At 36.5% G+C, this 21,008-nt stretch carries 15 protein-coding genes; 6 read left to right on the top strand and 9 right to left on the bottom strand.

All coding sequences use genetic code 11. From position 1 onward, the window contains the following. Positions 1-2: 2 nt before the first annotated feature. The 3 genes from AC4BC5_RS08330 to adhE form a co-directional block, all read right to left on the bottom strand. Complete coding sequence (locus AC4BC5_RS08330; RefSeq protein ID WP_490494979.1) at positions 3-485, bottom strand: hypothetical protein; 483 nt, start codon at positions 483-485, stop codon at positions 3-5. A 113-nt stretch (positions 486-598) separates the two neighbouring features. Continuing rightward, entirely contained in the window at positions 599-1,996 is a 1,398-nt protein-coding gene (locus AC4BC5_RS08325) for a helix-turn-helix domain-containing protein (protein ID WP_490494978.1), read from the bottom strand. A gap of 657 nt (positions 1,997-2,653) precedes the next feature. Continuing rightward, positions 2,654-5,248 (bottom strand): bifunctional acetaldehyde-CoA/alcohol dehydrogenase, encoded by a 2,595-nt coding sequence (adhE, locus tag AC4BC5_RS08320; RefSeq protein ID WP_490494977.1) that lies wholly within the window; start codon positions 5,246-5,248, stop codon positions 2,654-2,656. A gap of 231 nt (positions 5,249-5,479) precedes the next feature. Between adhE and AC4BC5_RS08315 the strand changes: the two genes are divergently transcribed. Beyond that, positions 5,480-5,671 carry a hypothetical protein gene (locus AC4BC5_RS08315; RefSeq protein ID WP_490494976.1) on the top strand — a complete coding sequence of 64 codons (192 nt, stop codon included), beginning with the start codon at positions 5,480-5,482 and terminating at the stop codon, positions 5,669-5,671. 41 nt (positions 5,672-5,712) lie between these two features. Here AC4BC5_RS08315 and yajC read toward each other — a convergent pair whose 3' ends face one another. Continuing rightward, positions 5,713-6,009, bottom strand: coding sequence for a preprotein translocase subunit YajC (gene yajC / locus AC4BC5_RS08310; protein ID WP_490494975.1), 297 nt, complete (start codon positions 6,007-6,009; stop codon positions 5,713-5,715). A 71-nt stretch (positions 6,010-6,080) separates the two neighbouring features. Beyond that, positions 6,081-7,226: a tRNA guanosine(34) transglycosylase Tgt gene (gene tgt, locus AC4BC5_RS08305; RefSeq protein ID WP_490494974.1), complete on the bottom strand. Its 1,146-nt coding sequence runs from the start codon at positions 7,224-7,226 to the stop codon at positions 6,081-6,083. 173 nt (positions 7,227-7,399) lie between these two features. Here tgt and AC4BC5_RS08300 point away from each other — a divergent pair, with 173 nt between their 5' ends. Further along, complete coding sequence (locus AC4BC5_RS08300; RefSeq protein ID WP_490494973.1) at positions 7,400-8,101, top strand: DUF975 family protein; 702 nt, start codon at positions 7,400-7,402, stop codon at positions 8,099-8,101. A 51-nt stretch (positions 8,102-8,152) separates the two neighbouring features. Here AC4BC5_RS08300 and AC4BC5_RS08295 read toward each other — a convergent pair whose 3' ends face one another. Further along, positions 8,153-10,783 carry a cation-translocating P-type ATPase gene (locus AC4BC5_RS08295; protein ID WP_490494972.1) on the bottom strand — a complete coding sequence of 877 codons (2,631 nt, stop codon included), beginning with the start codon at positions 10,781-10,783 and terminating at the stop codon, positions 8,153-8,155. Between the two features lie 538 nt (positions 10,784-11,321). Then, positions 11,322-12,353, bottom strand: a complete 1,032-nt coding sequence (gene queA / locus AC4BC5_RS08290) for a tRNA preQ1(34) S-adenosylmethionine ribosyltransferase-isomerase QueA (protein WP_490494971.1) — start codon at positions 12,351-12,353, stop codon at positions 11,322-11,324. 285 nt (positions 12,354-12,638) lie between these two features. Here queA and AC4BC5_RS08285 point away from each other — a divergent pair, with 285 nt between their 5' ends. The 4 genes from AC4BC5_RS08285 to AC4BC5_RS08270 are packed head-to-tail and all read left to right on the top strand — an operon-like array spanning position 12,639 to position 16,045. Next, the gene (locus AC4BC5_RS08285; protein ID WP_490494970.1) at positions 12,639-13,814 is read left to right on the top strand and encodes a betaine/proline/choline family ABC transporter ATP-binding protein; all 1,176 of its coding nucleotides are present in this window, start codon (positions 12,639-12,641) and stop codon (positions 13,812-13,814) included. A gap of 4 nt (positions 13,815-13,818) precedes the next feature. Continuing rightward, on the top strand, positions 13,819-14,457 hold the full coding sequence (locus tag AC4BC5_RS08280) for an ABC transporter permease (protein ID WP_490494969.1): 639 nt from the start codon (positions 13,819-13,821) through the stop codon (positions 14,455-14,457). Next, positions 14,457-15,380 (top strand): osmoprotectant ABC transporter substrate-binding protein, encoded by a 924-nt coding sequence (locus AC4BC5_RS08275; protein ID WP_490494968.1) that lies wholly within the window; start codon positions 14,457-14,459, stop codon positions 15,378-15,380. Before AC4BC5_RS08280 ends, AC4BC5_RS08275 begins: the two co-directional genes overlap by 1 nt. Continuing rightward, a complete protein-coding gene (locus tag AC4BC5_RS08270) occupies positions 15,377-16,045 on the top strand; it encodes an ABC transporter permease (RefSeq protein ID WP_016174031.1) in 669 nt (222 codons plus the stop codon). The genes AC4BC5_RS08275 and AC4BC5_RS08270 overlap by 4 nt, the downstream gene beginning before the upstream one ends. A 127-nt stretch (positions 16,046-16,172) precedes the next feature. Here the strand turns inward: AC4BC5_RS08270 and AC4BC5_RS08265 are convergent, their stop codons facing one another. Both AC4BC5_RS08265 and AC4BC5_RS08260 read right to left on the bottom strand, forming a co-directional pair. Beyond that, positions 16,173-17,996, bottom strand: a complete 1,824-nt coding sequence (locus tag AC4BC5_RS08265; protein WP_490494967.1) for an amino acid permease — start codon at positions 17,994-17,996, stop codon at positions 16,173-16,175. A gap of 253 nt (positions 17,997-18,249) precedes the next feature. Then, entirely contained in the window at positions 18,250-20,979 is a 2,730-nt protein-coding gene (locus AC4BC5_RS08260; protein WP_490494966.1) for a YhgE/Pip family protein, read from the bottom strand. Between the last annotated feature and the right edge of the window lie 29 nt (positions 20,980-21,008).

Raw genomic sequence — 21,008 nt, 5'->3', positions numbered from 1 at the left:
TGTTATTTTTTACTTAGTAGTCGTTGGAAAAATCCCTGTTTACATGCAGCTGGCACTTCATCCAAATCTACTAGCTGATCTTTTAGCATTCGCTGAAATTCCAAATTATCTTGCAACATCAAATGATTTAATTCTAATACCCCTTGCAAACTAGTCCATGTGCGACGAAGTTCTCCTTCTTTTTGCCCAAACAGTTCGCCATTTTCTTCAATCAACTGCGCTAACTCTTCAACCAATCTGTGGACTAATTGATTTTGTTCACCTAATATAGCTGAAATATCTGTTGGTCCAACGTCTTTTGCTGCTGCTCCTTCGACAAAATCTGTCACAATTGACAAGCTATCTGCATAATCACGTAATTCAAAAATAAATGTTTGCGTTACTTCACGATTCATCAATGAACGATTTTGGCATAAACGTTGTTGTAACGCCACCAAACTCACCTGTGATTCAGCAAGCTGTCTTAATTGTTCTTCTATCGCCATCTTGTTTTGCACACTCCTAAATTGTTAATAGATACAGTCTACTCCAAAGCAAAAATTCGTCAAGAGAAAACTGCTATTTATTTAGATAAAATGTGAAAACATTCATGAATTGCTTAGAGAGGTGAATTTAGTGATAGTTTTCGTTCAATCATCGTTCTAATTTCGTCTTGTAAAAAAACTAAATCTTTTTTAGAAAGTATGGGGTCAATTAGAATTCCTGCGTGTGATGATTCTGTAGAAATAACTACTGCTGATTCATGACATTCCACAAAAATAATTTTGGCTACCTTCATTAATTCACGCTGAATAATTTTTTCCATTTTTTGAAGCCGGTCTAAAGGTAGATTAGAATGCCAACAACAATAAATCGTTGCCATAATCAGCTCTGGATAACCAAAATAACAGCACGCATCAAAAAAATGGCATCTATTTATTTCGGTAGAAAGATGCGGATACCTTTGAGCAAATGTCTCCCATAGACGATTAAATGTAGCTGTTGCATAAGGATACTCTATCTCAACTATTTTTTGACTAGATGCTTTAAAAATAGTATGGATATCGTCGAAAGGAATAATTCTTTCTAACAATAAGCGTTTATAGTACTGAATATATAATTCTTTTTTCTCTTCTCTATCCAATAATCGGACATGCCTTTCAAAAAGGTGTATCCATTCATTAATTACCTCTTCTATGTTATTTTGATGTAACTCTTCAAATGTTAATTCTGGTTCAAAGTTAATAAAGTCTAAAGCATACATCACAAGTAATATGTACGTCCAATCAGTTTTAGACAGATCATTCTGAGGCAATTCCAACTGATATTCTTCTTCAGTAAAAGTTAATTCTATTTCTTTTCCCAAATTTTGAGAATGCAGATTAATAAATAGCCATAACGCCAGTACATCTATATTTTGTTTTTCTGGTGTTAAATAAAATGCTTGGCAAAGATTTCGACTGAAGGCTAAATAAATCTCTTGTTCCGTCCATTTGATCCGCGTAATTCCCCGATGTACATAATAAAAAAACATGAAGAAAAGCAATCGTATTTGACTTTCTTTCCCTGTAATTGAGACTCTTTTGCCTACTTTTATCACACATTCATAGGGTATTAAGAAATCATTTATCCTACGAATAACTCGTCGAAGTTTAGAGATGCTTATCTTTTGTTTTTTACAAAAATCTTCTACTGAAAAAAAACGAGATAGCATAAGTTGATGAAAAACCTCATAGACGATATCCTTTGTATAAAGTTTTTCGAAAATGTCCGTAAAGTTGGTACCACTTCGAGTTAGTTTAATACCATATTTTGTACTAATCTGTAAATTTAATTGTTCTTGATTGTATAGTGAAGTAATCATATTTGATAAATCTTTTAAAATTTTTCTGATTGTTTGACTAGTGACTGTTTGCAATTTTATTGCAAGTACCCTACTTGTTACATAATCTTCTTGTTGATCTAACAATAATAATAGTTCTTTCTTTAACACTACTTCTTTAGAAAACCCAAACATAAAAAACCTCCTCACACTCCCTCATTATTTTAGACAAGCCCATGATAGGCCTATTCATTTTTTTAAGATAAGCTTTCTTTTAATCGTTTTCAATTTTTGTACGTCATTATGAAATAAAATCAACTTATGTTTCTTTTTTGCAAACTAAAAAAACAAAAAATATCAGCCTTTTTAAGGTTCTATTTCCAAAGACAAATTATTTTTGTTAATTATCTGTTTATTGTATGTATTTTATTAAAAAATATTTGTATTAATAGATATTTTTTTTATTATAGCCTTTATTTTTAAGCGTCGTCAATATTTTAGATTAAAAATAAGCAATATTTTGTATCTTTTTTAGAAACTTAACTATACATGTACAGAAAAAGCCAAGAAATTTTAACAAGTCACAAAATTCTTTTTACAACTTTAACTTATACAAAATGGTTGCTCCAGACGAGTGTGCCTAAAAAATCGAAATGAGTAAATCAACTAAGCATAAATTTAATCTTGTTAATCTTATTAATTCATACGACAAAAAAAGAACCTAGACTTGATTAACACTTAACTGTCCCGCTTTACGCAAGATCAAAAACAAAAGTCGCCTGGCAATCCCTAGGAAGGATTAACAGGCGACTTTATTTATTACCTAAACATCAGTTTAAAGTAGTTCTTTTATTATGCGTTGTATGCATCAACAATAATTTGTTTCAATTCAGAAATTAATGGTTCTTTTGGATTTGCTGTTGTACATTGGTCTTCGTATGCTAATTCTGCCATACGATCAACAGTTGTATCTAGTATTTCTTGTGTTACGCCTTGTGCTTTCAAGTTCATATCAATGCCCAAAGTTGTTCCTAAATCAGCGACTGCTGTTGCTAATGCTTCCACTAGCTCCTCAGTTGTTTCGCCTTTTAATCCTAAGAATTTCGCAATATCTGCGTAATCTTGATCTGCACGGAAGTAATCATATTTAGGGAACATCGCATGTTTTTGTGGATCTTTAGCATTGTAGCGAATTACGTGTGGCAATAAGATGGCATTGGTACGTCCATGTGGAATACCGTATTCTCCACCAATTTTATGTGCCACTGAGTGACAAATTCCTAGGAAAGCATTGGCGAATGCCATCCCTGCCATAGTTGAAGCGTTATGCATTTTTTCACGAGATTCCATATCTGGTGTTTTTGTTGATTTTTCCAAGTTTTCAAAAACTAATTTGATTGCTTGTAGACTCAAACCACGTGTGTAATCAGATGCCATCACTGATACATATGACTCAATCGCATGTGTCAACACGTCCATCCCAGTATCAGCAGTTACTGAAGCTGGTACAGATAAAACAAATTGTGGGTCGATAATCGCCACATCTGGTGTTAACGCATAGTCAGCTAATGGGTATTTCACATGTGTTTCACTATCGGTAATTACCGCAAATGGTGTTACTTCTGATCCTGTACCAGAAGTCGTTGGAATACAAACAAATTGTGTTTTTTCTGGTTTATCAATTTTATACGTACGTTTGCGAATATCTAAGAATTTTTGTTTTGCACCAAAGAATGAAGTATCTGGGTGTTCATAGAACATCCACATGCCTTTTGCTGCGTCCATTGCTGAACCACCACCTAGGGCAATTACTGTATCAGGTTTGAAATCAACCATCATTTCAGTTCCTTTGTAAACTGTATTCGTTGAAGGGTTTGGTTCAACATCAGAGAAAATTTCAATTTGCACTGGATTTTTACGACGAGCTAATACTTCACGAACGGTATCTGCGTAGCCGAATTGAACCATTCCTGGATCACAGACAATCATTACACGTTCAAGGTTTTCCATTTTTTCTAGATATAAAAGAGAATTTTTTTCAAAATAGATTTTTGATGGTAGTTTGAACCATTGCATGTTATTTCTCCGTTTCGCTAAAGTTTTCACGTTGATTAAGTTCACAGCTGATACGTTACGAGAAACAGAGTTTTTACCGTAAGAACCGCAACCTAATGTTAGTGATGGAATCATTTCATTATAAATGTTACCAATACCACCTTCTGCTGATGGTGTATTCACTAAAATACGGCAAGCTTTCATGCGTAAGCCAAAACGTACTTGTAAGTTTTCATCTTCAGAATGGATGACAGCTGTATGACCTAAGCCGCCTAAGTTCAACATTGCTTCACATAAATCTAATCCGTGTTCCGTATTTTTTGCTTTAACCATTGCTAATACTGGAGATAATTTCTCACGTGATAACGGATAATCCTCACCAACGCCTTCCAATTCAGCGATTAACATTTTTGTGCCTTCCGGAACTGTAATACCTGCAAGTTGAGCAATTTCAATTGCTGAATGACCAACGATTGCTGGATTTACTGCATATTTTCCTTCGTTCATTACAGCATCTTCTAATTTTTGTAATTCATTTGGTTTTACAAAATATACTTGATGTGCTTGGAATTCAGCTTTTACTGCTGCATAAACTTCACGGTCAACAATCACTGCTTGTTCAGAAGCACAAATCATCCCATTATCAAATGTTTTTGAAACAATTAAATCGTTCACTGCACGTTTAATTTTAGCTGTTTTTTCAATGTAAGCAGGTACATTCCCAGGACCCACACCTAAAGCCGGTTTTCCTGTTGAATACGCTGATTTAACCATACCAGCCCCACCAGTTGCTAATACAATAGCAATACCTGGATGATTCATCAATCCTTGGGTAGCTTCAATTGATGGATGCTCAATCCATTGCACACAATTTTCTGGTGCTCCTGCTGCAACTGCTGCGTCACGTACAACACGTGCTGCTTCAGCTGAACATTTTTGCGCACTTGGATGGAAAGCAAAAACAATTGGGTTACGAGTTTTTAAAGCAATCATTGCTTTAAAAATTGTTGTTGATGTCGGGTTAGTTGTTGGTGTTACCCCACATACAACACCGACTGGTTCAGCAATTTCAATAATTCCTTTTTGTTTATCTTCATTAATAATGCCGACTGTTTTATCATGTTTAATATTATTCCAGATATATTCAGATGCATACATATTTTTAATTGCTTTATCTTCATAAATTCCGCGACCAGTTTCTTCAACAGCCATTTTTGCTAAAGGCATGTGTTGATTCAATGCAGCCATTGCCATTTCATGCACAATGTGGTCGACTTTTTCTTGATCAAAATTTTCCATTTCTTTCAAAGCGACATTTGCTTTTACTGCTAAATCATCAATCATCACTGATACATCAATAGTTCCAACTTCTTTTTCTACTGTCTTAGCCATGGTAATCCTCCTAAAGATTATCTGTTTTTTATTGTTAACTATTTCACATATAGAATGATACACGATTATTTTTTATTTGTAAAGTACTTTAGTGATATTTTTCACAATTATTTTTTTTAAATTTTTTTGAACTTTATTAGCACTTTACTACCCACTTTTGAAATCTCACGTTATACTAATAACAGCAAAATATTTCATTCAAGAAAACGTGTTGGAAAGAGGTTTGTTATAGTGTATAAAAAACGTCAGATAGCGCTTGGGGTTTTAGCTCTCATTATCTTTTGTACCGTATTTGCTTTCACACGACATTTACGTCGTTCCCCTGCTTCAATCATGCAAGATGCCTTTCAATTATTGCTTTATCTTTTTTTATTTGCGATTGAAGGTTTAGCTCTATATATCGCCTTACGCAAAAAAAAATAATACCATAAGAGAATGTTTGAAACATTCTCTTATGGTATTTTTTAATCCTCTTTAGTTTCTTCAATTGTTGTTACTTCTTCAGAAACAGCTGGTGCTTTCACGGTACGAACGGATGCACGATCGAATTCTAAATAGATTCCATCACAATCAATTTCTACGGTATTTTTTGTTTCATTAATAGCTGAGATAACACCGTGTAACCCACCAATTGTTACAACTCGACTGCCGACTTGCATACTATCTAATAAACTTTGACGTTGTTGCTGTTGTTTCTTTTGAGAACGTTGCATGAAAAACAACATCGCAGCAATCGGAATAATCATAATAAGCATTTCCATTATTTTTTTCACCTCAATATTTTAAGCTTCCTCTTTACTTTAGCAGATGCAACTAAAATTCACTAGCTTTTTTAGAAATTCTTTGCATTTTCCTTATTAAATCCATACTCTTCAAAGAAATGCTGACGAAATTCTAATAAGTTATCATCCATAATTGCTTGACGAACTTGTTTCATCATATTCAATAAGAAGTGAAGGTTATGGTAAGAAGTCAAACGGATCCCAAATGTTTCATCACATTTAATCAAATGGCGAATATATGCTCTTGAATAATTGCGACAAGTGTAACAATCACAATTTTCATCAATTGGACGATAATCGCGAGCAAATTGTGCATTTTTAACGACTAATCGACCTTTTGAAGTCATACATGTTCCATTACGAGCAATACGAGTTGGTAAAACACAATCAAACATATCAATTCCACGAATGACTCCATCAATTAAGGAGTCTGGTGTACCCACTCCCATTAAATAGCGTGGTTTGTTTTCTGGAATTAAAGGCGTTGTAAATTCTAATACACGATTCATTTCGGCTTTCGGCTCACCGACTGATAGACCACCAATAGAATAACCCGGGAAATCCATACCAATTAAATCATGCGCACTTTGACGACGTAAATCTTCAAAGCCTGCTCCCTGAATAATACCAAACAAGCCTTGACGGTCAGGATTTGCATGAGCATTTAGGCCGCGTTCTGCCCAACGTGAAGTTCTTTCAACTGATTTTTTTACGTAATCATAGCTTTCATCAAATGGCGGACACTCATCAAAACTCATCATAATATCTGAGCCTAATTTATTTTGAATATCAATCGCTTTTTCTGGTGACAAGAATAACGGTGAGCCATTCAAATGATTTTTAAAATGAACCCCTTCTTCAACAATATTTCGCATATCCGCTAAAGAGAAGACTTGAAATCCACCTGAATCTGTCAATATGGGCTGATCCCAGTTCATAAACTTATGCAAACCGCCTGCTTCAGCTACGATATCTTCACCAGGTCGTAACCATAAGTGGTACGTATTACTTAATATAACGCCTGCACCCATTGCCTTTAATTCTTCGGGAGCAATTGTTTTAACGGTTGCCAGTGTTCCAACTGGCATAAACATTGGTGTTGGAAACGTTCCGTGTGGAGTGATTAGTTCCCCTAAGCGCGCTCCTGTATGCTTTTCTTTTTTTATTAATCGATAACGAATGGCAGGTTCCGACATTCATTTCCCTACTTTCTTTAGTTAATAAATACCTCTCTCCATCATAAATCGTAGGTGGTTTTTTTGCAACTCTAGAGAAAAAAAGTTTCTTTTTTTATCGTTTCTTTTTTCTTAATGTTCTTTTTTTGTTACACTAAAAAATGTACCAAATAATTATGAAAGGAGTCGATAATATGAAATCAAATGCTGAACTAAAAATGGAAGCCAAACGAATGCTGCAAGGTCGCTGGAAAGAAAGTGTTTTACTCTGTCTTGTTCCAACTTTACTAGGTATTTTAGCTATTGTAGTTGTAGCTATTCTGATGATTCCATTATTTATGATACTGAAAGATTTACCATCATATGTAGATAGTTCATCAATAAGCACTTCTAGCAATGGAAGTAGCGGCAGTTCTGGCGGTGGTTTTGTCAGTGGTTTAATTGGAACATACTTTACTGTAGCTATCGGATGGACATTTTTAGATGTCTTTCGTGGTCGTAAAGTTGTTATTGAATCATTTAGAGATGTTTTTCGTGGATTCCGTTCCCCTTATGCACTAGCAATTTTTGTATTGTATTTTTTAACAACGCTTTTCACAACGTTGTGGTCCCTTTTATTCGTGATTCCAGGTATCATTAAATCTTATGCTTATTCTCAAGCCTACATGATTTATTACGATACAGTCGAAGTAACGGGTGAGCGACCAGGCTATCTAGATACTATCACTGCAAGTCGTCGGTTAATGAACGGTCATAAAGGACAACTATTCTTATTAGATTTAAGCTTTATCGGTTGGCATATTCTAGCACTGGCAACATTGGGTATTGGTTATTTATGGTTAACACCTTATATTGAAGCAACCAAAGCAGCCTTTTATGACAATTTACCGAAATAATTTTTAACAAAAAACGGATACTCCTGTAGCAGGAGCTATCCGTTTTTTATCTTATTCTTCTTCTGGTAGTTTGTGGAATTTAATCATTTCATTAACGAATACTGGAACAATTGATAATACGATTGCTAGCATCCAATGATTTAATCCAACTGGTACTAAGTTAAATAGTTCTTGTGTAAATGGTACTAAAGCAATAACCGTAGTAATAATAATCGCTAGGACTGCCATTTCAAATAACGACTTATTTGAAGACAATTTAACTTGGAAAATTGATTTTTCACTACGGACATTAAAGACGTGAATAATTGATGAATAAGCTAAGATTAAGAAGGCAACGGTTTGACCTACTTCATGACTAGCGCTTACCCAAGGACTTACACCATCTACAAAAGCACCTAGATAAAAACCAAACAAGGTTACAACGGTAAACGTTAACGCGTTAATCCCAATTTTTTGCCATAAACCGCGTGAAAAAATACTTTCTTTGGGTGAAATCGGAGTCTCATCCATAATGCCATTCATTGCTGGTTCTTTTCCTAAGGCAAAACCTGGTAGTCCATCTGCTACTACGTTAACAAATAACAGCTGTACCGCTGTAAATGGCGCACCCCAACCTAATAACATTGCAATTAAAACAATAAAAATTTCAGAGATATTACAACTTAGTAAGAAATTAACTGTTTTACGAATATTTTGATATACTGTACGACCTTGCTCTACGGCATCGACAATCGTTGCGAAATTGTCATCCGTTAAGACCATATCTGCGGCTCCTTTAGCAACATCCGTACCGGTAATTCCCATAGCACAACCAACATCGCTGGCTTTCAAGGCAGGTGCGTCATTAACACCATCACCTGTCATGGCAACTGTTGCACCTGTTCGTTGCCATGATTGAACAATTCGAATTTTATCTTCAGGAGTCACACGAGCATAAACCGAATATTCTTTGACCGTGCGATCTAGTTCTTCTTCTGGCATCTCACGTAACTGAGCACCTGTTAATGCTTTATCTCCTTTTTGCAAAATCCCTAATTCTTTGGCAATCGCACTTGCAGTAACCACGTGATCTCCTGTGATCATAACTGTCTTAATACCAGCTTTTTTCGCACGAGCAATCGCTGCCTTACTTTCTGGACGCGGTGGATCAATCATTCCGATTAGACCAACTAATTTCAACTCACGCTCTAAAAACTCTGAGGTCATTTCTGTTGGTTCTTCATCATAAACACGGTAACCAACTGCAATCACACGTAATGCTTTTTTACCAAAGCGATCATTAACCACAGTTGCTTGATCTAAATCCCCAAAACGAAAGAGCGGTAACAATACATCAAATGCTCCTTTAGTAACGGAAATATATTTTTTCCCACGTTTGTGGACAGTTGTCATCATTTTACGAGTTGAATCAAATGGAATTTCACCAATTCTAGGAAATTCTTCACGTAATTCTTTTTGCGAATGATAATTTTCTTGAATGGAACGTACAATTGCGATTTCTGTCGGATTTCCAATATAATTGTAGTCGTCTTTCTCTTGTTCAATGACTACATCGGTACACAACGCAGCAATTTTCAAGACTTCCATCGCTTCTTCAGTCATGGCATCTTCGGTATCAACTACCTCGTCTCCATGTGCCCAGACACGACGAACAGTCATTTTATTTTGTGTTAAAGTTCCTGTTTTATCTGAACAAATAACACTAGCTGAACCTAATGTCTCCACAGCTGGCAGGCGGCGAATAATAGCATTTTTCTTTGCCATTTTTTGTACACCGAATGCTAAAGCTAATGTTACGATAACCATTAGTGTTTCTGGAACTGCAGCAACTGCTAATGAAACAGAAGTCATAAACATATCTAACAGTGGTTCACCTTGCAGATAACCTAAGACAAAAACAATCGCTGCGGCTCCTAAGGCAATTAAACTAATTCGTTTACCTAGGCTATTTAAACGTGCTTGTAAAGGTGTTACTTGCGTGGTGTTTTCATTTAATAAACCAGCAATTTTCCCCATTTCCGTTTGCATACCCGTTGCTGTAACAATCGCTTGTCCACGACCATTTACAACCGTACAGCCTTTAAACAGCATGTTGATTTGATCCCCTAGACTCTCGTCTTCGGTTGCAACAAAATCGACTTCTTTTTCAACCGGTTCACTTTCACCAGTCAAAGCCGATTCTTCCACGCGTAATTGTGATCCTTTGATAATTCTTGCATCAGCAACAATCATTGATCCGTTTTCAATCACTAGCGTATCACCAACAACGACTTCTTCTGCATCAATTTCCAGTAACTGTCCATTTCGAATCACTGAAGCAGTTTGCTTATTCATATCTTGCAAAGCTGCTAATGCTTTTTCAGCATTTCCTTCTTGAACAATTGCTAAAACTGAATTAATAATAACAATGGCAATAATTAAAATCCCTTCAAATAAATCACCGTGATCTGTTGCTACGGCAGTGTAAAATGAAATGGCTGCTGCGACTAATAAGACAATTGTCGTAAAGTCAGACAGACTATGTAAAATTTTCTTCACCATCGACTCTTGTGGCGCTTCTTCAAAACGATTGCGTCCGTCTCGCTCTAAGCGTGTAGATGCTTCTTGTTGCGTTAAACCATCTTTACTTGTCGCTTGCAGTTCTTGACGAACCTCTTCTGTAGTTTTTTTGTATGCTTCCATTAAACCCCTCCTTTACGTATACTTCTACTTTACCACGATTTTTTCATATCATGCAACATTCAACTTAGGTTATCCGAAACTATTAAATATTTTTTCAAATTCATCATAAAAAAGGAATAGAGTTTTATTATTTTTTTGATTTTTACCTATATCGTCTTCACAATTTCTTCTTATTTCCGTGATAAAATACCTTTTTGTTGCAAGCGCTATCATTTTATGGTATGCTTTGAGTGTAAGGAAGGCGCAACATTTGTTGAGTTTGTTCACTATAATTAACAATAAAGCAAAAAGTTGTCACAGTTACAAGTTTCACCTAGTATTTTAAAAGTAAATGTAATGAATGTTTCAAAGCTACACCTTCTTTAAAAAGAAAAACATGAACCCCATTGTAACAAAACTTGCTAAAAAATTAGTGTTGAGTTTGTATTTCAAGACAAAGTTTTTTGTTCCATGTACCACAGCAACACACACTAACTCAACAAAGCCTTCCAAAGTAAAAGATGGTTGTCACGAAATTTATGTGACAACCATTTTTTTGTTATTTAACGAACATTGCATCGCCAAAGCTAAAGAAGCGATACCGTTCTGTAACTGCGTGTTGGTAAGCAGCCAATGTTTGTTCTCTTCCTGCAAAGGCACTAACTAACATGACTAGAGTTGATTTTGGTAAATGGAAATTAGTTGAAAAAGCATCGACTACTTTAAATTCATAGCCAGGTGTAATAAAAATACTTGTCCAGCCACTATCCGCTTGAATAGTCCCGTCAAATTTTGAACCAATTGTTTCTAAAGTACGAATTGAAGTTGTTCCAACCGCAACAATCCGGCCACCATTCGTTTTAACCTGGTTTAATTTTTCGGCAGCTTCTTCAGTTAAACGATAAAACTCGCTGTGCATTTCATGTTCATCAATATTATCAACACTAACCGGACGAAAAGTCCCTAGTCCCACATGAAGAGTCAAGAAAACTAATTCGATTCCTTTTGCTTGGATTTTTCCTAATAATTCTTCCGTAAAGTGCAATCCCGCAGTCGGAGCTGCTGCTGAACCATTTTCTTTCGCGTAAACCGTTTGATAACGGTCAGGATCTTCTAAGCGCTCTTTAATGTATGGTGGTAGGGGCATTTCACCTAATGATTCCAAAATTTCTAAGAAGATACCCTCATAGCTAAATTCAATAATACGTCCACCATGATTTAATTCTTCTTTAACCGTCGCTTTTAAACGTCCATCGCCAAATGAAATTTCTGTTCCAACTTTGGCACGTTTAGCAGGTTTTATCAACGTTTCCCATGTATCCCCTTCTGTATTATTTAACAATAAAATTTCTAGATGTGCGCCTGTCTCAACTTTTTCACCGTATAAACGTGCAGGTAATACGCGGGTATCATTCATAACTAGCGCATCACCTGCATTTAATTCATCAATGATGTCATAAAAATGTTTATCTTCTATCTGACCTGTTTGCGAGTCTAATACAAGTAGGCGTGAACTGGTTCGATCTGTTAAAGGTGTTTGAGCAATTAATTCTTCAGGTAATTCAAAATCAAAATCTTCTGTCGTTAGCATTTTCTTCACTCTTTCTTTCTCAATCTGCCTACCCATTTTAGCACTTTTTTTCAAAAAGTTTCAAAAAAATGAATTTCTCTTTTTTATTTTCTTAAAAAAAGCTGTGAACACTTACAGGTACAAAGGTTAGAGCAACAGCCAATGTTTGTGAAACATTTTGATTTTCGTTCGTTTTTCACCAAATTGACACCGCTAACACTGTTCTATCGTTTGTATTTTTTGGCAATATTGTCCATACTATTACTAACAGGTACACTAAAAATAAATAATTTGAGGTGAAAATCAATGATTGAGTTTCAACATGTATCAAAAATTTATAAAGGTGGAAAAGTTGCTGTCGAGGATATCAATTTGTCATTTGAGAAAGGTGAATTCATTTGTTTTATCGGAACCAGTGGGAGTGGAAAAACCACTTCTATGCGGATGATTAATCGCATGACGGAACCAACAAAAGGAAAAATTCTCATCGATGGACAGGATATTCAAAAAATGAACCCTGTCGAATTGCGCCGTAAAATTGGTTATGTCATTCAAAATATTGGCTTAATGCCCCACATGACCATCCGTGAAAATATCACCTTGGTTCCTAAATTACTTAAAGTTTCTCAAGAAGAACGGAACACAATTGCCGAACGAATGATTGATTTAGTAGAACTCCCTCGCGAAATGCTCGACCGGTATCCCCATGAATTATCCGGTGGGCAACAACAAAGAATTGGTGTCGTACGCGCCTTAGCTGCCGATCAAGATATTATTTTAATGGATGAGCCATTTGGTGCACTAGACCCAATTACGCGTGATTCCTTACAAGATTTAGTCAAAGATTTGCAAGAACGATTAGGTAAAACGATTGTCTTTGTGACCCACGATATGGACGAGGCTCTAAAACTAGCCAGTCGCATTGCGATTATGAGTGAAGGTAAAGTTATTCAATTTGACACACCTTCTAACATCCTAAAAAATCCTGCCAATTCATTTGTTGAAGAATTGATTGGTGAAGATCGTCTCTTGCAAGCAAAACCTGATACTACCCCAGTAAGTGAAGTGATGCTTAAAACAGCTGTCACGATTACGCCAGAAAAATCATTACAAGAAGCGATTAAATTAATGCGTGAAAAACGTGTTGATACGCTTTTAGTAACTGATAATCAACAGATTCTAAAAGGTTATATTGATATCGAATCTATTAATCTTCGACGTGGAAATTCAAGTAGTGTCGGCGATATTTTGAAAACGGATGTCTTCTTTGTCAAAGAAACCGCCCTGTTGCGTAATACTTTACGACGCATCTTAACACGTGGATTAAAATACGTGCCTGTTGTCGATGAAAAACAACGCATCGTTGGGATTTTAACGCGTGCCTCTTTAGTAGACATCGTATATGACGTTCTTTGGGGCGAAGAACAATCGATTACAGAAGCAGTTGAGGCATTCAATCCTGAAGAAATAAAGGAGGTCTAGTCTGATGCAAGCTTTCTTTTCAGAATATGGTTCTCAATTAATTTCAAATATTTGGCAACATATTTTAATTTCTTTTTCAGCGCTCTTTTTAGGTGCATTAGTCGCTATTCCTTTAGGGATTCTTTTAACACGTGCTCCTAAAATTGCTAGCATCGTGATTGGAATTACCAGTGCGTTACAAACCATTCCGTCTCTGGCGCTATTAACACTAATGATTCCTTTTCTTGGCGTCGGTGTTGCCCCAGCAATTGTCGCATTGTTTATCTATTCACTGTTGCCGATTTTACGTAATACGTATATTGGTATGAGAAATGTTGATCCTAACTATCTGGATGTATCCAAAGGCATGGGAATGACCAATCTTCAATCAATTCTCAGCGTAGAAGTGCCTATTGCCTTACCAACAATTATGGCTGGCGTTCGTTTAGCAGCGGTCTATGTTATCGCTTGGGCAACACTTGCTTCTTATATTGGAGCGGGCGGTCTAGGGGTCTTGATTTTCAGTGGTTTAGATAACTATCAACCACCACTTATCTTCGCAGGAACAATTCCGGTTATTTTATTAGCGCTGATTTCGGACTATCTTTTAGGAAAATTAGAAGATAAATTGACTCCATCCGCTTTAAAGGAGGAGAATGAATAATGAATAAACTGAAACGATTACTCGTACTTTTTGGAGGACTATTTCTTTTTGCAGGTTGTTCATTTCCAGGACTAGCGACCAATACAGATGACGATACGATTGCTATCACTGGTGGTATTACAACTGAATCACAAATTTTGGGAAGTATCGTTGCTGGTATGGTCGAACATTATACAGATAAACAAACAACCATTATCAATAACTTAGGGACAACCAACATCAATCACCAAGCCATGCTCAATGGCGATGCCGGCATCTCGTCGACTCGTTATACAGGAACCGATATTGCTTCGACTCTCTTGCTTGAGCCTGTAATGGATCCTGACAAAGCTTTAGAAGTCGTGCAAAAAGAATTTAAAGAACGCTACAACCAAGTATGGTTTCCATCGTATGGCTTTGATAACACCTATGTTTTTCTTGTAAGAAAAGACACTGCTGAAAAATATAATTTAAAAACCGTCAGCGATTTAGAAGCCGTTGCGGATGAATTAGTAGTTGGTGCCGATCGTGCGTGGATGACACGTGAAGGAGACGGCTATGACGGCTTTACTGAAACATATGGGTTTAAATTTGGATCAATTTTACCGATGCAAATTGGATTAGTCTATGATGCAGTGGATGCCCATCGAATGGACGTTGTGTTAGGTTATTCTACAGATGGACGCATTGCTAGTTATGATTTAGTCATGCTTGAAGATGATAAGCAATTCTTCCCACCTTATGATGCTTCGCCCGTTGTCAATCAAGAATTACTGGATGAAGTTCCTGAATTAGAAAATGCCTTACTTCGTTTAGCAGGAAAAATTGATACCGAAACGATGCAACAACTAAACTATGAGTCTGATAATAATTTGGTTGAACCATCGATTGTCGCAGAACGCTTTTTAGAAGACCATCATTACTTTGAGGAGGATGCGCAATGAACATGAATGAAATGAATCTACTGCAACAATTTTTCTATTATTTTCAAGAAAATGGCAGTTATGTCTTTGCTCAATTTTTGCGCCACTTCTTGATTTCCATCTATGGGGTACTCTTTGCTGCAATTGTAGGGATTCCAATTGGGATTATGATTTCTCGGCGAAAAAAACTAGCGGATTGGGTCATTCGGATTGCCAATATCATTCAAACGATTCCAGCGTTAGCGATGGTTTCAATTTTGATGTTTGGTTTTGGTTTGGGTGTAAATGTGGTTATCGTGACCGTCTTCTTGTACTCACTCTTACCAATTATCAAAAATACGTACACTGGGATGATTCAAGTCGATCGTAACGCCTTAGATGTCGGAAAAGGCATGGGAATGACGGCTTGGCAACGTCTGTATATGATTGAGTTACCTTTATCCGTTTCAGTCATTATGGCTGGTATTCGGAACGCGTTAGTTGTCGCTATCGGAATTACCGCTATCGGTACTTTCGTAGGTGCAGGTGGTCTCGGGGATATTATCGTTCGCGGGACAAACGCGACAGATGGTGCCGCGATTATCTTAGCCGGTGCCCTACCGACAGCTGTCATGTCGATTTTTACCGACTGGTTCTTAGGCTTGATTGAACGACGCTTAGATCCAGCCAGTCGGACTAGTAAATAAGCATGGATACTTTTCTTTTCTAGTGTCTATCTATTAACTAACCTCCCACATCAACAATACCTATCAAAATAAAAATATAAGTCTTACAAGCTTCGTTTGAGATAACGAAGTTTGTAAGACTTATTCCTTATTTCTTCAAATGATAACTATAGGTGCTGACAATAATGTGTTCACGCCATGATAAACGGAAACGCAGACGTAAACTCGTTTGGTTATGCAAGATATTTTGCCAACGACGTTTTGGTACAAACTGGGGAATAATGACCGTAGTTGTATAATTATGTTGTCGCGCTTTTTTACTTACAATATCAACGTACCGAATAACTGGATTTTCAATCGAACGATACGACGAATGTACAACAGAAAAACGCACGTCCGGAAATTTTTCTTTAAACTCTGCTTCGATTTCTTTTTCTTTTTTCACATCTTCATCTAAAGATACATGCATCGCTACGACGTAATCGCCAATCGAACGTGCGTAGTTTAACGCTCCAATGTTGACGCGTGTCACGTTTCCGACTAATACAATAACCGTATTGCCTTCGTACGTGTGCAATTTCACGTCTTCTGCTAAACGTAGCTGTTCAGCTACTTTTCTGTAGTGATCGCGAATCTTATAGAAAACAAACAATAAGATAGGCATGATAATAAAGAATGGCCAAATATCTCCCAAGCGATAGGCAAATAAAATTGCGATAATGGCGTAAGATATGAATGCACCAGTAATATTGGCAATTGATTTTTTTAACCAGCCTTTTCCTTCTTTATGCCATTTAATTACCATCCCTGTTTGTGATAAAGCAAAAGGAATAAACACACCAATCGAATACAACGGAATTAACCGTTCAGTGGATCCTTGGAAAATAAAGAGCAAGAGAATCGAACCGGCTGCTAACGTGATAATTCCATTTGAATAACCTAAACGATCCCCACGATCTTGGTATAAATGTGGCATAAATTTATCTTTAGCTAAATTGTATGCCAGCACTGGAAATGCCGAAAACCCAGTATTGGCTGCTACAGCTAAAATGAGAGCTGTTGCAAACTGTAAGACATAAAACAACAGGCCATGACCAAAAACAGCTTGACCAACTTGAGAAAGAACCGTGACTTCTTTTTCAGGAACAATCCCGTACCAATAGTTGATAAAGGTAATTCCTACGAAGAAGAAACCCAAGATGGTAGCCATTAATGCCAAAGTTGCGGCTGCATTTTTAGCACGTGGTTTTTTAAAGAAAGGGACTGCATTACTAATCGCTTCAACCCCTGTTAATGATGAAGACCCCGATGAAAAAGCTCGTAGTAATAAGGCAATCGAGATTCCTGGAACCATTGTCCCAGGCAAAGAGGTTGCATGTATGGGAGCGATTCCTGTAGCAATTTTGAATAACCCTACGACAATTAACAAGCTGATCACTGCAATAAAAGTGTAGACTGGTACCACTAAGAAAGATGCGGATTCACGCAACCCACGTAAATTCATCATCATAATCAACAGGACGATAATTACTGAAATTGCTACTTGATGTCCATAAAGAGCTGGAGCAGCCGAGGTAATGGCTTCTGCACCTGCCGAAACAGATACAGCAACAGTTAGCATGTAATCAATAAGCAATGAACCACCTGCGATTAAACCTGCTTTTTCTCCTAAATTTTCACTACTTACAACATAGGCACCACCACCATGTGGATAGGCATGAATAATTTGACGATACGATAAAGTTAAAGACACTAATAAAATAATGACAAATGCTGCAATTGGTAAAGAATACCAAATCGCTGCTGCAGATAAGGTCACTAAGACTACTACAATCTGCTCAGTCCCATATGCAATTGATGACAACGCATCTGATGACAATAATGCTAAGGCCGCAAAACGAGTTAATTTCTGATCATCGTTCTCTGCAGATTTTAACGGTTTGCCTACCAACAAACGTTTTAACGCATTCACTTCTTTCGCTCTCCTTGAAAAAAAATTTTTTATTTTGTTATTTTACAATTTTCATTTTTTACCGATTTTCTCTGGAACAAGACTGTATACTACTCCTCACTGCGGTAAAAGTCAACGAACTCTCATGTTGTTTTTCATCATATTTTTTTAGGTATTTTCATTTTTTCATTACGTTTTCTAAGGTTATCAAAAGCGCAAAAAAACTGTTCGAATTGACTAAATAAACACGTCAATTTGAACAGTTTTTATTTGTTTAATGGAAAAAGTGACTCTTATGAGCTAATTCTTCAACACGTGCCATAGGTTTTACCATAAATGGAGAAAGAACTGTCCCTATAATTCCAAATACCACGAAAATTCCAGCTAAAACCCATAAATCGAGAGTAGCATTAGGCCAATAAATTCCTCCGGCTGACTCACGCAACAGATTTACTGCATAGGTAAATGGTAATAATGGATGAATAAATTGGAAGAATGGTCCAGAAACTTGAATTGGATAGTTCCCACCACCACCAGAAATTGAGAGAACTAACAAAATAATCCCAATCCCTTTACCAATATTCCCAAAGAGACCCACAAAAACATAAATCATCATCATAAAGGCCAATGCCACCAGTAAACTAAATAAGATGCTATAAACTGGTTCACGAACATCTACTCCTAAAGCAAAGTAATTACCTAAAGTAACAATCAAAGCTTGACCAATAGCAAAAGTTAAGAAAGTCATCATGCGTGCTACAAACATTTCTCGTTGACTAAATCGTTTTTTATCTTCACCTTCTAAATGGAAAGCTGTTCCTGCCACACTTGATAGTAATAAGGCTCCTACCCACAAGCACAAAGCCGTATAGAATGGGGTACTTGCAGAACCGTTATTTTCAATTGGATACATTGTAGTCGTTTTTAATTCAACTGGTGTTGTAAAGAAATCACTTTCAGCTTGCGCATCGCTTTTCAGTAATTTAATGATATCACCTAAATCTGCAATTTCTTCGCCTTTATTAATTGCATTTGCAGCTTTATGGACCCCACTTTTCAAAGCAGGCCATTCATTTTCAATTAAACCAGCAGCCATATCTAAGGCCGACTCAACAGCTGGGAGTTTCCCATGAACCGTATTTAAAGTGGTTGTCACTTCATTTTTCAAATTTGGCCAATCATTGACAACAAAATCCGCAGCTTTATTAAGTTTGACTGTTAGCTCAGGGAGTTCATTTTGGTATAAATCTACCCCTTTATTAATTCCCTCAACAATTTCGTCCATATGCCCATTTAACATCACATTTGCATCATGAATCTCTTTTCCTAAAGCTGGCATTTCTTTTTCATACTTTTCTAGCATGTCGATTGCATTCGTGACTGTTTGAGCAGTAGCATTTAGCAGGCCATCTAAATCAAGCTTATTAGCATCTGCTAATAGACCTTGTGCGTTCGTTAATCCTGGAATCAATTTATTCTCTAATAAAGCACGAACACTTTGACTAATTTCACTCACATTGACATCGTTACTTAAAGCAGCCAAATTCCCAGATAGAGTTTCCAGTTGTTGTAAGAATTGTTGAATCTCCTCTTTACTAATAGTTCCTACACCAGAAGCTAAGTTAGTTGCTGTCTTTTGTACTGAAGACATTAGGTCACGAACTTGTGTTAAACGTGCGATTGGCCCACTAAAATCACCGTCTAACTGCGATTGCAATTGACTTAACCAATCAATTAGATCTGTGACAATTTGTTGTTGCTTAGCCAAACTAGCTGCAATATCATTCAGGGTTTGCTTGATTGCTTCACGTTCTTCTGGCGTTAACTCTTCGGCATTATTAACAATCGTAGTTAACGTATTGGTCCAATTATTGACAGTAGTTGCTAGACCGGTAATCATTTCAAAATTGGTTTGAACCGCTTGTGTAATGCCATCTAAATTATCATTTAATTTATTTGCAGCTTCAATCGTTTTATCAGTAAAGAAAGACGCATCATCACTCAATTGGTGGACTTTAGGTAATAAGCCTTGAACATCTTGAATAACTTGCAAGCCTTGTTTGGCTTCACCAATCCCATCAGTTAATGTCGCTGAGATATTGTCAAAATCCTCATCAATCATTGCAATTTGGCGACCTGCATTTTGAATTTCCGGAATTTTTTCTTGCAGTGTCAAAATAATTTTCGCTTGCTCTTCAATTTGTGGCATTTTATTATTCATCGCTACTAATTTTTCGCCCATCGCATCAATTTCTGGAATGTGTGCAACAAATTCATCTGCTTTCCCTAATTTTTCTTTTAATTCAGGGAATTTTGCTTGAAAGTCGAGGACCTCTTTCGTGTATCCATCAATCTTATCTGCATTAGCATCCACTTCTAAAATCAAATTTTTGATTTTATTAATAGAAACCAGATTTGACTCTACATTGTAACCTATTTCGTTTAATGCTTTTATTAGAGTTTCACTAGCCGTATGAATGAAATTTTCCGTAATTTGTTCTTGCAGACTGCTCGCACCTTTTGCTGTAATTTTTGGAGCAATCGCATTGATTTTTTCATTAAAATAATAATCAATTTCTGGTTTTTTTATTTCACCTGTTGTAAAGCTTAATAGGTCACTAGAAAAGTTTTTAGGAAGATAAATTCCTGCATAATATTTCCCAGATTTCACGCCTTCTGTCACTGCTTTTTTCGAATGAACAAAATGCCAACCTAGTTGATCGTTGTCATGCAAGGTTTCAATGACTTGCTTACCAATTTCTATTTCTTTGTCTTTCAACTTTGCCCCTTCATCATCACTATAAATAGCGATTGGGAGTTCATTCGTATTGCCATAAGGATCCCACAAGGCTTTAATGTTAAACCAGGCATACAAAGACGGTAAGGCCATTAATGCAATAACGAGGAAGATTGTAATCGGATTGCTTGCCAATCGTTGCCAATCAAGTTTGTATAGTGCCCAAGTATTTTTCAAATGTTGGGGGAATTGTTTTATCTGATTCACTTTTTTTCACCATCATTTCTTCAATGTCG

This window comes from Enterococcus sp. AMC2644, from assembly GCF_058216475.1.
The sequence above is the reverse complement of the archived record's forward strand: the minus strand, read 5'-3'. Positions and strand labels throughout refer to the sequence as shown.

Coding starts and splice junctions, on each gene's coding strand:
- AC4BC5_RS08330 (WP_490494979.1), bottom strand. CDS start 485: ATGGCGATAGAAGAACAATTAAGACAGCTTGCTGAATCACAGGTGAGT.
- AC4BC5_RS08325 (WP_490494978.1), bottom strand. CDS start 1,996: ATGTTTGGGTTTTCTAAAGAAGTAGTGTTAAAGAAAGAACTATTATTA.
- adhE (WP_490494977.1), bottom strand. CDS start 5,248: ATGGCTAAGACAGTAGAAAAAGAAGTTGGAACTATTGATGTATCAGTG.
- yajC (WP_490494975.1), bottom strand. CDS start 6,009: ATGGAAATGCTTATTATGATTATTCCGATTGCTGCGATGTTGTTTTTC.
- tgt (WP_490494974.1), bottom strand. CDS start 7,226: ATGTCGGAACCTGCCATTCGTTATCGATTAATAAAAAAAGAAAAGCAT.
- AC4BC5_RS08300 (WP_490494973.1), top strand. CDS start 7,400: ATGAAATCAAATGCTGAACTAAAAATGGAAGCCAAACGAATGCTGCAA.
- AC4BC5_RS08295 (WP_490494972.1), bottom strand. CDS start 10,783: ATGGAAGCATACAAAAAAACTACAGAAGAGGTTCGTCAAGAACTGCAA.
- queA (WP_490494971.1), bottom strand. CDS start 12,353: ATGCTAACGACAGAAGATTTTGATTTTGAATTACCTGAAGAATTAATT.
- AC4BC5_RS08285 (WP_490494970.1), top strand. CDS start 12,639: ATGATTGAGTTTCAACATGTATCAAAAATTTATAAAGGTGGAAAAGTT.
- AC4BC5_RS08280 (WP_490494969.1), top strand. CDS start 13,819: ATGCAAGCTTTCTTTTCAGAATATGGTTCTCAATTAATTTCAAATATT.
- AC4BC5_RS08275 (WP_490494968.1), top strand. CDS start 14,457: ATGAATAAACTGAAACGATTACTCGTACTTTTTGGAGGACTATTTCTT.
- AC4BC5_RS08270 (WP_016174031.1), top strand. CDS start 15,377: ATGAACATGAATGAAATGAATCTACTGCAACAATTTTTCTATTATTTT.